Below are 13,165 nucleotides of genomic sequence, written 5' to 3'. Positions count from 1 at the left end.
GTACCAGCAGGGCGAGGGCGGGATCAACCCGCAGGTCGCAGGCAAGGCCCGCGAGAAGCTCAGGAAGACCGTCAGGAAGATCCAGGAGGGGCGTGGGGACTCGGTGGTGAGCCACGTCGCGGACGTCTACCGCGATCTCATGAAGGCGCAGGAGAAAGGCGAGATGGATCCGTCAGGGCCGGTTTCGGAGTTCATGCGGGAGTGGCCGCTCCCTGGCCGCTGACCGACGCGCGACGGTGACGGTGACGGTGACGTGAGGGGATCGTTCCCGAGTGAGAGATCGACGATGGGAGATCGACGAGGAGCCGTTCCTGGGCCCTTCGATGACCGGTAGACTAAAGGATCGAGTTCCGAATCATCGCCCCCGCCCGGGGTCTGCCTTCCCGGCCGGGGCGGGGTCCGCCTCCAGGACCCTCGTGGCAGGTGCGGGCCGGAACTCTTCACGAAGACTATCAAGGAGCTGCTCGTCCTGAAGAGCGGCCACACGCGGGAGAAGAACGAGTGGCGACGACCAACGACCTCAAGAACGGCATGGTGCTGAAGCTCGACGGCGGTGAGCTCTGGGCCGTCGTGGAGTTCCAGCATGTCAAGCCGGGCAAGGGCGGCGCGTTCGTGCGCACCAAGCTCAAGAACGTCCTCTCCGGCAAGGTGGTCGACAAGACCTTCAACGCCGGCGTCAAGGTCGACGTGGCCAACGTCGACAAGCGCGAGATGCAGTTTTCGTACAAGGACGCCGACGAGTTCGTGTTCATGGACACCGAGACCTACGACATGGTCAACGTGCCCTCCGCGACCGTCGGCACCGCCGCCAACTACATGCTGGAGAACACCCTGGCCACGGTGGCGTTCAACGAGGGCTCCGCGCTCTACGTCGACCTGCCCGCGGCCGTCGAGCTGACCGTCTCCAACACCGAGCCCGGCCTGCAGGGCGACCGCTCCACCGGTGGCACCAAGCCGGCCACGCTGGAGACCGGCGCCGAGGTCAAGGTGCCGCTCTTCATCACCACCGGGGAAAAGGTCAAGGTAGACACCCGCAGCGGCGAATACCTCGGCCGGGCCTGAGGTGTCGGCACGCGGCAAAGCACGCAGACGGGCCCTCGACATCCTGTTCGAGGCCGAATTGCGCGGCGAGGGTCCGCTGAAGGTCCTCGCCGAGCGCGTGGAGCGGCAGGAGCCGCCGGTCAACGAATACACCTCGGCCATCGTCGAGGGCGTCGCCAGGCACCACGCGCGCATCGACGAGTTGATCACGACCTATGCCGAGGGCTGGTCGCTCGACCGCATGCCCGCCGTCGACCGCAATCTGCTGCGCGGGGGCACGTACGAGCTGCTGTGGATGCCCGACGTGCCCGAGGGCGTGGTCATCAGCGAGTGGGTGCACCTCGCGGGTGAGCTCTCGACCGACGAGTCCCCCCAGTTCGTCAACGGCCTGCTGGCCCGCTTCAAGCAACTCAAGCCAAGCCTCACCCTTTAGACACCGACAGAACCGCGCGTTCGGTGTACGTTTCGAACCACGCCAGCCTGCACGGCTCGCGAAGGCGAGGGACGTGTACCGTCGCGCGGTAAGGTGTCGTGCCGCCCGAGGGGGCGGGGCCTGACCGTGTGGCCGCGACAGCCGCGACCGTACGGAGAAGTGGCGCGTCACCAGCCGCGACGCGCCCCTTTCCGGGCCTCGCCGCCGCCCCCTACTGTGGGTGGATGGTGACGGAAGACGACGTGCGCCGGATCGCGCTTGCGCTGCCCGAGACCACCGAGAAGCCCATGTACGGCACGCCCGCCTTCTACGTGCGGGGCAAGTGGTTCGCCAGGATCAGGGAAGAGGGCGACGTGCTGGTGTTGCCGCTGGCCTCCGAGGAGGAGAAGGCGGAGCTCATCGCGGCCCAGCCCGCCACGTTCTTCACCACGCCGCACTACGACGGGTACGCCGCCGTGCTGGTGCGGTTCGGGGCGGTGGACGACGTGGAACTGCGCGAACTGCTCATCGACGCGTGGCGGCTGCGCGCGCCGAAGAGGACGGCCGCGGACTTCGGCGGTTAGCCGCCCATCCGCCGGTGGGGAGCGGACGATCGTGCGTACGGCGTAGGCTGGGCCCGTCCGCGAGGTGCCCGTTCGTGACCTGCCGCGGTCGTCAAGCATGCGGTCGTGAAGCATGCGGTCGTGAGGAAGAGGGAGGCGATCCGACGTTGCGAGCTGAAGGCGTCACGAGGACCCCGGCGGTGCGGACCGCCGTCGTCTGGGACGCGTTGCGGTCGGTGCTGGCCGAGCGGACGGCGGCCACGGGCCGTGCGGCGCTCGACATCGTCGACGCCGGTGGGGGCACCGGCGGGTTCGCCGTGCCGCTGGCCACGCTCGGTCACGCCGTCACCGTCGTCGACCCGAGCCCCGACTCGCTGGCCGCGCTGGAGCGCAGGGCCAAGGAGACCGGCGTGGGCGTGCGGGGCCTGCAGGGCGACGCCGCCGACCTGGCGGAGCTGCTCAGCCGCGACAGCGCCGACCTCGTGCTGTGCCACAGCGTGCTGGAATACGTGGAAGACCCGATCAGCGCGCTGACCGCCGTCGCGGGCCTGCTGCGCAGGGGCGGCGTGGTCAGCGTGCTGGCCGCCAACCCGGTCGCGAGCGCCATCCACCGGGCGCTGGCCGGCCACTTCGACGAGGCCAGAGCCGTGCTCGCCGATCCGCGGGGGAGCTGGGGCGACCGGGATCCGACGCCGCGCCGCTTCGCCGCGGACACGCTCGCCGAGTTGCTGACGGCGACCGGGTTCGCCGTCGGCGCCGTCCACGGCGTGCGGGTCTTCGCCGACCTGGTGCCGAGCAGGCTCATCGACGGTGAGCCAGGCGCCACCGAGGCTCTGGTGGCGCTGGAGCAGGCCGCCGCGGCCCACCCCGTGCTGAGGGACATCGCCACCCAGCTCCACGTGCTCGGCCACCGGACCTGACGGCTGGAAGGGATGGATTCGATGCCCGCCCCTCTCGGTATAGAACGCCAGTTCGGATAGAATCGACGGCGTGTCTCGCAAGCAGATCACCGGCATCGGCCCCGCTCCGCGGACCGGGGTCGATGACAGCGGCTGCCCGATCCTCCACGTCGACATGGACGCCTTCTTCGCCAGCGTCGAGTTGCTCGACCGCCCGGAGCTGCGCGGTAGCCCGGTGATCGTGGGCTCGCCGGCCGGGCGCGGCGTCGTGCTCAGCGCCACCTACGAGGCCAGGGCCTTCGGCGTGCACTCCGCGATGCCGATGAGCCGGGCCCGCAGGCTGTGCCCGCAGGCCGTGATCATCCCGCCGTCCCACGGCAAATACTCCGAGGTCTCCCGGGGCGTCATGGAGATCTTTCACGCGATCACCCCACTGGTCGAGCCCATCGCGTCCGATGAGGCGTTCCTCGACGTCGGGGGCGCCCGGCGCAGGCTCGGGCCGCCGGCCGTGGTCGCGGCCATGATCAGGGAGCAGGTCCTCGACCGCTACGGCATCACGTGTTCCGTGGGCGTGGCCGCGAACAAATTCGTGGCAAAGCTGGCCTCCAAGCAGTGCAAGCCCGACGGCCTGCTGGTGGTGCCCGCCGATCAGGTGGTCGACTTCCTCCATCCACTGCCGGTGTCGGCGTTGTGGGGCGTCGGCGAGCGCACCGAGGAGGCCCTCGTACGCCTCGGCATCCGCACGGTCGGAGACCTCGCCAGAGTGCCGCCAGGGACCCTCCAGCGCGAGCTGGGCCAGGCCGTCGGCGGCCACCTGGCGGGGCTGGCCTGGGGGCGCGACGAGCGGCCGGTGAGCGCCCACGTGCCGGACAAGAGCATCGGCAACGAGGAGACGTTCGCGACCGACATCGACGACCCCGAGGTGATCAGGCGGGAGCTGCTGCGCCTGGCCGAGCGGGTGGCGGCGAGGATGCGTAAGGCCGGACACGTGGGCAGAACTGTAAGTGTGAAGCTCCGCAGGGCAGATTTCACGACGATCAACCGCTCGCGCACGCTGCGTGAGCCGACCGATGTGGCTCAGGTGATTTTCGCCACTGCCTGCGAGCTGTTCCAGGCCGCCGGTCTCGATCGGGTGCGGTTGCGCCTGGTGGGCGTCAGGATGGAGAATCTCCGGCCCGCCGGCGAGGCCACCCGCCAACTGGGCCTGGGCGAGCGGGAGACCGGCTGGCGCGAGGCCGAGCAGGCCATGGACCAGGCGATCCGGAGATTCGGTCCCGATGCGGTGCTGCCTGCGTCGCTCGTACGTGGCAAGCTTGATGAAATAGAGACATGACGCCGATGTCCAGATTTGTGGCGCGTCAATGTCACGATTTTGGGGGAAGGGGGGCGAGATGGGTCACAATGGAGCCATGACGTCACCTCCGGTTTGGTCTGCGTTGGACGTTTGCTTTCGCCTACGTCTACAGCCTCGTATTCTGGGGATAACCGACCGCGAGGTTCGGACACCCCGTGTCGTCCGTTGCCGTCTTCCCCGTCCTGGGGCCGTCCTTGGGAGGCGCCGTGCCGCTCTCTGAGCACGAGCAGCGCTTGCTCGACCAGATCGAGCAGGCCCTCTACGCCGAGGACCCGAAGTGGGCCAACACCGTACGGATCAGTGATCCGCGCAGCCATTACAAGCGACGCCTGATCAAAGCCAGCATCGGCTTCGTTCTCGGTGTCGTCGTCATGATGGTCGGCGTGGTGATCAACGAGATCCTGCTCGGCGTCGGCGGTTTCGTGGTCATGCTCGCCGCGTGTCTGTGGGGCTTGTCCAGTTGGAAACGTATGAATGGGTTCGGTGACTCGGCTCCGGCCTCTGGTACGGCCGTCCCTCCGGGCAAGCAGGCCCGCCGGGGTAACCGGGGCAGCTTCATGGAACGCATGGAAGAGCGCTGGCGTCGTCGCCACGACGAGCGCTGAGCAGATAGAGACCAGCTGAGCCGGCCGCCCCCAGGGAGGCCGGCACAGTCGATGGAGTCGCCTGAGCGCGCGGCCGTTTCCCTGAAGGAAGCGGCCGCACGCTCGATCAGTGGCCTCAGGAGCCCTTCTGGGCTGCCGTCCGGCGCAACCTGATGTTCTCCAGCAGGTCGAACCCGTCGAGCAGGCGCTCGCCCATGCCCCGCAGCCGCCGCAGCGTCGACGGGGGCATCAGCACCGCGCGCACCCGCCTGCCGCGCGACGTCGTGGCCGCCAGGGCCTGCCGCACCTGGCGCAGGTCCTTTCTCATGGGCCCGATCCTGCCTGGATCCCTGGCGAACAGCACCCGCTCGACCGCCGAGGCGATCGCCGTGACGGCCGCCGCCGAGTCGGCGTCGAACTCGTACTGCTGGGTCAGCCGCCGGGCCAGCGCCCGCGGGGTCTCGCTCGGCTGACGGGCCATGCCGTAGTCGTACAGGATGTCGTCCAGTTCGGCCCAGGCCGCGGCGACGGACGAATGCCGGCCGGCGGCGCCCTGGCCGGACACCATTCTGGCCGTCAGCTCGTCGGAGGGCTCGGACACCTTCCAGCCCAGCGTGCGGACCCGCCGGTTCCTGGTGATCAGCCGGGCCAGGGCAGGGATCAGCAGGACGAGGAGCAGGGCGGCGGCGCCGAGGCCGATCTTGGCGATCAGCGGCATCGACTCGTCCGGCGGCAGCCCGCCGGTGGCCAGCGTGCCCTCGCGGTCGAGCTCACGGAGGTTGCGCTGCTGCTGCGGGTCCTGCGGCTCGTCGGCGGCGGAGCTGGTCGATCCCGGTGTCGGGGTCGTGGCCTCGCCCGTGGCGCGCGGCTGCGGCTGCGTGTACGCCGGCACGCGCGCGCTGCCCTGACCGAGCGACCCCGAGGGAGTGGGCTCGAACGCCAGCCAGCCCACGCCCTCGAAGTACAGCTCAGGCCAGGAGTGGGAGTCGTTCGTGCCGACCGTCCAGCGGTCGCCGGTCTTCGTGCCGCCCGTGAAGCCGATCGCCACCCGCGACGGGATGCCGACCAGCCTGGCCATCACCGCCATCGAGGCGGCGAACTGCTCGCAGTAGCCCATCCGGTCACGGATCAGGAAGTCCCGCAGCGCGGAGGTGCTGTGCCCCGCCGTACGCAGGCTGTAGGTGAAGCCGCCGTCCTTGGTGAAGAACTCCTGCAGCCGCACCGCAGCCTCGTAGGACGAGGTCGCGTCCGCGGTCACCGTCTCGGTCAGCGCGCGTACCTCCGGCGACAGGTCGTCGGGCAACTGGAGATAACGCGGGTCCACCTCGCCGCGGTCCTCGGGCAGCGTCTCCAGAGTGTCCGGGGTCAGGGCCGGCTCGGAGGTGGCGACCTCGTATCCCAGGCCGGCCGCCTCGTCCCTGGTGGAGAAGACCATCAGCGAGTCGACGTCCGCGCGCCAGTCGCCGTCCACGCGGATCTGTCTGGCCGGGTACGGCAGCGGCAGGAACCTCAGCTCCGCGATCTCCTCGCTGATCTGGACGTTGGTCACCACGTTGGCGACCTTCACGCTCTGGCCGAGGCCGGGCGGCGCCGGGAGCGGGCCGTTCTCCGTCCGGTTCTGCGGCGCGCCCTTCGGCTGGGTCATGCCGAACTGCTGGCCGTCGAACGTGTCCAGCGCGTAGATCCGCAGATAGCGGGGTTGGTCGTCGGTGTTGGTGTAGGTGAGGACCACCTGCGGCACGGGCTGCTCCAGCCGGCCCTTCAGGTTCGCGATGGGGTTGGGGATGCTGATCGAGTTGCCCTGGCCGCCGGTGCCGCTGCCGCCCACGCCGAACGTGAAGAACGACACCGGCTCCATCGCCGGCAGCGCGGCCGGCACGAGCACGGCCAGCGCGATCGCGGCGAACCCGATGCGCTTGCCGGACAGCCGCAGGCCGGACGTGTCCGCGCGGACGCCGGGTGCGCCGCCGGCGGCGGGCGCCGTCGTACGGGTGCGCCGCACCAGCACCGCCCGGCCCCAGTGGCCCACCCGCTCACGCCCGTCGGCGATCAGCAGACCGATGAACCCCAGCGCGGCGACGATGAACGCCGGCCAGCTGATCGGGTCGGGCAGGATCGTGGCCGGCACCGTGGCCAGCGCCAGCAGCGGCAGCCCGGCCAGCGCCGCCCGCCGCAGCCGCGCCGCCACCAGGTCCACGATGATCGCGATGAGCGCCACGCCACCGGTGGTCAGCAGCGTGATGCCCGTGGTCTCGGGCACCGGCGCGGCGAAGCGCTGGATGTCGGTCCATCCGACGCCCAGCAGCCCGGCCAGCTCCACCACCGACCCCTTGGTCGGCACCAGCAGCGCCCACGCCTCGCCGGCGGCGAAGGACGCGGTCAGGTAGATCCACGTCGCGGCCACGCCCACCACCGGCGCCGCCCACGCGGGCAGCGACAGGCGGCTGCTCAGCAGGCCGGCCGCCACCACGGCGAGCACGGCGCCGAGCGACGACCAGAACCAGGTGCCGCCGTCGAAGAGCGGATAGAGCAGCATCGCGGCCGTGAACGTGGCCACACCGGAGGCGAACGTCAGCCTCATGCCGCACCTCCCTGCGGGCTGGCCGCGAACCGGCCGCGGTTGGCGGCGTCCTGCCAGACCGACGCGATCGAGGTGCCCGCGGGCAGTCGCACGATGCGCCAGCCGTACCCGGCCAGCACGGTCTGCACGGCCTGGTGGTTCTCCGCCGACTCGGGGTAGCCGCCGTCCCACGTGTCCACGTCGAGCAGGACGGCGACTCCGGTGATGCCGCTGTGTCTCAACCTGGCCAGCTCCCTTGCCTCCTCGGGGTCGAGCGAGCCGAGCACGGCCACGATCAGCCCGTCACCTCCGCCCTGACGCAGGGCGGAGACGCCCATCTCCAGTGAGCGGGCGGGGCTGTGCCGCACCACGGCCAAGGTGTCGAGCAGCGACCAGCTCAGGCCCGTGTCCGTCAGGTGCTCGGCGCCCTGGTCGGTCACCAGGCGCAGGCCGAGGCCCTCGCGGGCGAGGTGGACGCCGATGGAGGCCGCGGCCGACACCGCGACCTCGAACGACGAGCGCGGGCCCTCGCCGCGGTGGGCGTATCTGCGGGTGTCGAGCAGGAGCGCGCCGCGGCTCTGCCACTGCTGCTCCTCCCGGCGCACCATCAGCTCGCCGTGGCGGGCCGTCGAACGCCAGTGCACCCGCCGCAGGTCGTCGCCCTGCCGGTACTCGCGCGGCGCGACGTCGTCGTCGCCCGCCGCCGCCACGCTCCGCGTACGGCTGTCGCCGCCGCCCGTCCACTCGCCGGACAGCCGTACGTGCGGGAGCGCCGCCACGTGCGGCGTCACCACCAGCGTGTCGCTGATCGTGAACGAGCGGGTCAGCTCCACCAGGCCGAACGGGTCGGCGATGCGGATCGACAGCGGGCCGATCGTGTAGCGGCCGCGTAGGTCGGAGCGCACCCGGTAGTCGATCTCGCGCACGCCCCGCGGCTCGACCCGGTCCAGCACGAACCTGGGCCGTACGCCCAGCGCGTACGGCACGGTGTCCTCGATGAGCAGCAGGCCGGTCGGCAGCCTGGTGACGTTCTCCAGCCGCAGGGTCACGGTGGCCTCGCCGCCCACCTCGGCCCTGGGCGGATCGAGGCGCCTGGCACAGCTCAGCCGATAGCGCGTGCGCGCGACCACCAGCGCGGCGAGCAGCGGCAGCGTCGTCACCAGCACCCCGATCCTGAACAGGTCGTTCTCGCCCAGCATCACGGCCATCAGCAGCGCCGCGATCCCGGACGCGAGGAACGACCTGCCCCTGGAGGTCAGAGCCCGCAGTCCCGCCCTCACGACGCTCGCGTCTCCGGCACCGGCACGCGCCTGATCAGTTCGGTCACCACCTGCTCGGGCAGGCGGCGTTGCCCCTGGGCCTCGATGCTGGGCAGCAGCCGGTGCGCGAGCACGGGGACGGCGAGGTCCTGCAGGTCGTCCGGGATGACGTAGTCGCGGCCCGCCAGCGCGGCGTGCGCCCTGGCGGCCCTGACCAGCTGCAGCGTGGACCGGGGTGAGGCGCCAAGCCGCAGGTCGGGGGAGTGACGGGTGGCCACGACGAGGTCGATGGCGTACTTCTTGACGGGCTGGGAGACGTAGACGCCGCGTACGGCCTCGATCAGGGCGCGTACCTCGGACGTGGTCGCCACCGGCTCGAGCTTGTCCAGCGGTGAGGCCCCGCCGTGCACGTCGAGCATCTCCAGCTCGGCGGTCGGCTCCGGGTAGCCCATCGCGACCCGCGCGGTGAAACGGTCGCGCTGCGCCTCGGGGAGGGGATACGTGCCCTCCATCTCGATGGGGTTCTGGGTGGCGATCACCATGAAGGGCGAGTCCAGCTCGTACGTCACACCGTCCACCGTCACCTGGTGCTCCTCCATGCACTCCAGCAACGCGGACTGCGTCTTCGGGGAGGCACGGTTGATCTCGTCGCCCACCACGATGTTCGCGAACACCGGGCCCGGCTTGAACTCGAACTCCCTGGTCTGCTGGTTGTACGCGCTCACTCCGGTGATGTCGCTGGGCAGCAGGTCCGGGGTGAACTGCACCCGGCGTACCGGACAGTCGATGGATCGGGCCAGCGCCTTCGCCAGCATGGTCTTGCCGACCCCTGGGACGTCCTCGATCAGGAGGTGGCCCTCGGCGAGCAGGACGGTCAGTGTGAGGCGGACGGCGTCGCTCTTCCCCTCGATCACTGATTCGATGGCCTGCCGGATCCGGTGGGCGGTGGAGACCAGCTCGTCGAGCTGGGGAGGGACGTCATGGGTTACTGCCACCAGGCCTCCATGAGAGTGCGACGGCTGTCCCGGACGGTGCCATTGCGGGAGCCATGCCATTCCTTTTCCATTGTGTGTACGACCCTACGACGCTGCGGGTTCTTGAGCGACATTTGCGGATATTCCAGAGGACCTGGGCGAAGTTCCCGTTCTTGTCGCATGGCGGACGAATCCCGTGACACACTGCCCCGCCGGCGGCTCCACTTTCCTCCACGAGACCTTCGCGGCAGACCGTCGCGAAGCCCCGGAGCCCCTATTTCTGCGCCCTTCTGAACCCTCGACACGCCCATGAGGGTTGACCGGGCCGCCGCCGGGCTCCACTCTGCCCCATCGCTCTGACCTGCGGTAACGCAACGGAAACCGATGATGAAGACGGTCTGAATCAGTTGACGGTGGGGAGAAGTGGAGTATGGTGGTGCGCAGTGGAGGGCCGGTGCGCCAGCGCTGAGCGCTTCACGAGGCACGGGAGGTGGGGCCGGTGTTCCTCGGCACCCATCAACCGCGTCTGGACGACAAGGGACGGCTGTTCCTGCCGGCTAAGTACCGTGAGGAGCTGGCGGAGGGTCTTGTGATCACCAAAGGCCAGGAGCGATGCCTCTACGTCTTTCCCGTGGAGGAGTTCCAGCGCATTACCGAGGCTCTCAGCACCGCCCCGGTCACCGCCAAGGCGGTGCGTGACTACAGCCGCGTCTTCTTCGCCAGTGCGTCCGACGAGAAACCGGACAAGCAGGGGCGCATCACGATTCCGCAGACCCTGCGCCAATATGCGGGGCTGGAGCGTGACTGCGTCGTCATCGGGGCCAACACCCGGCTGGAGATCTGGGACTCGCAGGCCTGGGACACCTATCTCAGTGCTCAGGAGCAGGCGTTCGCCGATCTTTCTGAGGAGGTGCTGCCAGGGATCTTGTAGTGACCACGGTCGATCCGTCGGTGATGTCGTTCGGCGAGGTCTCCACCCGCAACCACTGTCCGCCAGCTGATGCACCTTCCCCGGTGTCAGATGGCGGGCGTCCACGAAGAGGGTGCGGATGGGGACCTGGCCGGACGGCGCCGGGGTGGGGACCCAGGAAAGAGCCGCGATCGGCTGGAGAACGCGTCATCCGCGAGCATAGACGCGAGAGGGGGGTTGGAGATGCAGGACAACGCTGGCACGGGCGGTCACGTTCCGGTGATGCTCGAGCGCGTTCTGGAGCTGCTCGGCCCGGCACTGCGCGGCCCTGAGCCGGTCGTCGTCGACGCCAACCTCGGCCTCGGTGGCCACTCGGAGGCCCTGCTCGCCGCCTACCCGGACCTGCGCCTGATCGGGATCGACCGCGACCCTTTCGCGATCGACTTCGCCGGCCGCAGGCTGAGCCCGTACAAGGAGAGGACGACCCTGGTCCACGCCTCCTCCGGTGACCTGGCCGAGGTGCTCGCCCACGCGGGGCACACCACGGTCGACGGAGCGCTGTTCGACCTGGGGGTCTCCTCGCCGCAGCTCGACGAGGCCGAGCGCGGGTTCGCCTACTCCTACGACGCCCCGCTCGACATGCGGATGGACACCGAGCAGGAGCTGACCGCGGAGCGGGTGGTCAACACCTACCCCGCGGCGGAGCTGACCCGGATCCTGCGCGACTACGGCGAAGAACGATTCGCCCCGCGTGTCGCGGGCCTGATCATCAAAGAACGGGCCAAAGAGGCCATAACCTCGACTAAGCGTCTCGCGGACATCGTGCGCGAGGCGATTCCCGCCGCCACGCGGCGCACTGGGGGCAACCCCGCCAAGAGGACTTTCCAGGCGCTGCGCATCGAGGTGAACGCGGAGCTGACCGCCCTGGAGGCGGCGCTGCCCGCGGCGCTCGACGCGCTGACGCTGGGTGGGCGAGTCGTCGTGCTCTCCTACCACTCACTCGAGGACCGGCTCACCAAGCAGGCCCTCACGGCGCGAACCAGGGACACCAGCCCCCCCGGGCTGCCCGTCCCGCTGCCGGCTCACCAGCCGAGGTTCCGCCTGCTGACGAGGGGAGCGGAGCTCCCAAGCGAAGAAGAGCTCGCCCGCAATCCGCGGGCGGCCTCGGCCCGGCTGCGGGCGGCAGAGAGGATCCGTGTTGACGACTGAGCAGGAGACCGGCCGGGGTGCGCCCGTCCGCCGCGCCGTGCCCAAGACGGGCACGCGCCGGCCCCGGGTGCCGCACCAGTCCAAGCAGCGGCCTCGTCCTGACGCGCGTCCCGACGTCGAAGCGAAGCGGACGGCGGCCGAGCGGGCCGGCGCCGGCGTGCGGAGCGCGCCTGGTGTGGAGAGCGCGCGCCCGGGGAGCGAGTCCGCGCTCCGGACGCGGCCGCGCGTGACGGGTCAGCGGTCCGAACAGCCGAGCCGCCCCGTCCCGCGGCGGCGGCCGGCGCGCCGGCAGCGGGCGCCGTTCGTGCTGCTCGTCGTCGGCCTGCTCTGCGGCGGTCTGGTGAGCCTGCTGTTGCTCAACACCATGCTGGCCAAGGACACCATCACCGACGCGAGCCTGCGCGAGGAGATCCAGGTGGCGCGCAGGGAGAAGGAGCAGATCGAGCAGGAATACCAGCTGAAGACGCAGCCCGAGGTCATCGCCCAGCTCGCCGAGAACCAGGGGCAGCACCGCGACTGGGACCGCGTCAACAACTGGAGCAGCGCTGGAGACGAAGCCGGCCAGGTGGACACGGAACGGTGAGGGAATCAGGCGGCAGGGGGCAGGGTCCCGGCCGCGGCGCTGGCGGCGCCGGCTCTCAGGGAGGGCCTGGCGCCGCTCGTCGTACGCCGGGCGGACCGGGACGGCGCCAAGGGGGTTCCGCCCGCTCTGAGGGGGCGGGCCGCCCGGCGTCGCCTGACGAGCGCCCGCGCCGGCCACGTAAGGAGCCCGACCCCTTCGATCTGCCGTTCGGGCTCGACGACGCCTCCCGGGGCCGTACGGGCCGGGACCCGGACGACGAGCAGCGCGGTCGTTCCCGTGCGGACGACGCGGGCCGTTCCGGTCCGGAGGACTCCGTTCGTCCGCGCCGGGGCGACAACGGCCGCTCACGGAGCGACGGCCCCGGGGCGCGGTCGCGCGGCGAGGCCGGCGACGACGCCCGCAGACGGCCACGTGACGACGACCGCCGCACCGCCCAGGGCCGCGACGAGGACGAACGCCCTCGCGGGCGGGTTTCTCCGGGCCGTGATGAGGGCGAGCGTCCTCGCGGGCGGGTTTCTCCGGGCCGTGATGAGGGTGAGCGGACCCGGGGGAGGGTTTCTCCGGGGCGTGATGACGGTGACCGGGGCGGCGGACGTGAGGGGCGGGCGCGTGGCCGCGGTGACCGGGGCGAGGAGGCCGGAGCGGGGCCGCGTGATGCCCGGGCGCGCCGTGACGGGGCGCGGCCGGATGCCGGCGATCCCCGAGGGCGGGGGCGCCAGGAGGACGGGCCGCTGCGCCGTACCCAAGCCGGTGGATCCAGGCCGCAGGCCGGGAGCGCCAGGCAGGAGGGGGCGCAGGGCCTTGAGCGGGTGGCGGC

Annotated in this window: 14 protein-coding genes; 10 read left to right on the top strand and 4 right to left on the bottom strand. The window is 70.8% G+C overall.

Annotated features, from left to right (window positions below):
* From ITP53_RS48150 to ITP53_RS48120, 7 genes are all read left to right on the top strand, one after another.
* Positions 1 to 223, top strand: a 223-nt coding sequence (locus tag ITP53_RS48150; protein ID WP_195902188.1) for a hypothetical protein, incomplete at its 5' end; no start/stop codon positions are given.
* Positions 224 to 501: 278 nt separating this feature from the next.
* The gene (gene efp / locus ITP53_RS48145) at positions 502 to 1,062 is read left to right on the top strand and encodes an elongation factor P (RefSeq protein WP_195902187.1); all 561 of its coding nucleotides are present in this window, start codon (positions 502 to 504) and stop codon (positions 1,060 to 1,062) included.
* 1 nt (position 1,063) lies between these two features.
* Entirely contained in the window at positions 1,064 to 1,474 is a 411-nt protein-coding gene (gene nusB / locus ITP53_RS48140; RefSeq protein WP_195902186.1) for a transcription antitermination factor NusB, read from the top strand.
* Between the two features lie 224 nt (positions 1,475 to 1,698).
* Positions 1,699 to 2,037, top strand: coding sequence for an MmcQ/YjbR family DNA-binding protein (locus ITP53_RS48135; protein WP_195902185.1), 339 nt, complete (start codon positions 1,699 to 1,701; stop codon positions 2,035 to 2,037).
* A gap of 179 nt (positions 2,038 to 2,216) precedes the next feature.
* Positions 2,217 to 2,936, top strand: a complete 720-nt coding sequence (locus ITP53_RS48130) for a methyltransferase domain-containing protein (protein WP_195902184.1) — start codon at positions 2,217 to 2,219, stop codon at positions 2,934 to 2,936.
* 70 nt (positions 2,937 to 3,006) lie between these two features.
* The gene (locus ITP53_RS48125; RefSeq protein ID WP_195902183.1) at positions 3,007 to 4,248 is read left to right on the top strand and encodes a DNA polymerase IV; all 1,242 of its coding nucleotides are present in this window, start codon (positions 3,007 to 3,009) and stop codon (positions 4,246 to 4,248) included.
* Between the two features lie 227 nt (positions 4,249 to 4,475).
* Positions 4,476 to 4,874 (top strand): DUF3040 domain-containing protein, encoded by a 399-nt coding sequence (locus tag ITP53_RS48120; protein WP_195902182.1) that lies wholly within the window; start codon positions 4,476 to 4,478, stop codon positions 4,872 to 4,874.
* 115 nt (positions 4,875 to 4,989) lie between these two features.
* On the opposite strand, the gene ITP53_RS48115 is transcribed toward ITP53_RS48120, so the two are convergent.
* Genes ITP53_RS48115 through ITP53_RS48105 form a run of 3 tightly spaced genes read right to left on the bottom strand, consistent with a single transcriptional unit; the run spans position 4,990 to position 9,727 of the window.
* A complete protein-coding gene (locus ITP53_RS48115) occupies positions 4,990 to 7,434 on the bottom strand; it encodes a transglutaminase family protein (protein WP_195902181.1) in 2,445 nt (814 codons plus the stop codon).
* A complete protein-coding gene (locus ITP53_RS48110; RefSeq protein ID WP_195902180.1) occupies positions 7,431 to 8,693 on the bottom strand; it encodes a DUF58 domain-containing protein in 1,263 nt (420 codons plus the stop codon). The genes ITP53_RS48115 and ITP53_RS48110 overlap by 4 nt, the downstream gene beginning before the upstream one ends.
* Positions 8,690 to 9,727 (bottom strand): AAA family ATPase, encoded by a 1,038-nt coding sequence (locus tag ITP53_RS48105; protein ID WP_407941397.1) that lies wholly within the window; start codon positions 9,725 to 9,727, stop codon positions 8,690 to 8,692. The genes ITP53_RS48110 and ITP53_RS48105 overlap by 4 nt, the downstream gene beginning before the upstream one ends.
* 418 nt (positions 9,728 to 10,145) lie before the next feature.
* Here ITP53_RS48105 and mraZ point away from each other — a divergent pair, with 418 nt between their 5' ends.
* The 3 genes from mraZ to ITP53_RS48090 all read left to right on the top strand — a co-directional run bounded on the left by mraZ (position 10,146) and on the right by ITP53_RS48090 (position 12,348).
* Positions 10,146 to 10,577 (top strand): division/cell wall cluster transcriptional repressor MraZ, encoded by a 432-nt coding sequence (gene mraZ / locus ITP53_RS48100; protein ID WP_195902178.1) that lies wholly within the window; start codon positions 10,146 to 10,148, stop codon positions 10,575 to 10,577.
* Between the two features lie 222 nt (positions 10,578 to 10,799).
* Positions 10,800 to 11,765 (top strand): 16S rRNA (cytosine(1402)-N(4))-methyltransferase RsmH, encoded by a 966-nt coding sequence (rsmH, locus tag ITP53_RS48095; RefSeq protein ID WP_195902177.1) that lies wholly within the window; start codon positions 10,800 to 10,802, stop codon positions 11,763 to 11,765.
* Positions 11,755 to 12,348, top strand: a complete 594-nt coding sequence (locus tag ITP53_RS48090) for a hypothetical protein (RefSeq protein WP_195902176.1) — start codon at positions 11,755 to 11,757, stop codon at positions 12,346 to 12,348. Before rsmH ends, ITP53_RS48090 begins: the two co-directional genes overlap by 11 nt.
* 344 nt (positions 12,349 to 12,692) lie before the next feature.
* On the opposite strand, the gene ITP53_RS48085 is transcribed toward ITP53_RS48090, so the two are convergent.
* A partial coding sequence (locus ITP53_RS48085) for a hypothetical protein (RefSeq protein WP_207757473.1) occupies positions 12,693 to 13,165 on the bottom strand: 473 nt, incomplete at its 5' end.

It is taken from the genome of Nonomuraea cypriaca (assembly GCF_015645445.1).
Lineage (GTDB): Bacteria > Actinomycetota > Actinomycetes > Streptosporangiales > Streptosporangiaceae > Nonomuraea > Nonomuraea cypriaca.
The sequence above is the reverse complement of the archived record's forward strand: the minus strand, read 5'-3'. Positions and strand labels throughout refer to the sequence as shown.

Bases quoted from the DNA above. Each gene is read 5' to 3' on its own strand.
- ITP53_RS48135 (WP_195902185.1), top strand. From the start codon at position 1,699: ATGGTGACGGAAGACGACGTGCGCCGGATCGCGCTTGCGCTGCCCGAG.
- ITP53_RS48115 (WP_195902181.1), bottom strand. From the start codon at position 7,434: ATGAGGCTGACGTTCGCCTCCGGTGTGGCCACGTTCACGGCCGCGATG.
- ITP53_RS48105 (WP_407941397.1), bottom strand. From the start codon at position 9,727: ATGGCATGGCTCCCGCAATGGCACCGTCCGGGACAGCCGTCGCACTCT.
- rsmH (WP_195902177.1), top strand. From the start codon at position 10,800: ATGCAGGACAACGCTGGCACGGGCGGTCACGTTCCGGTGATGCTCGAG.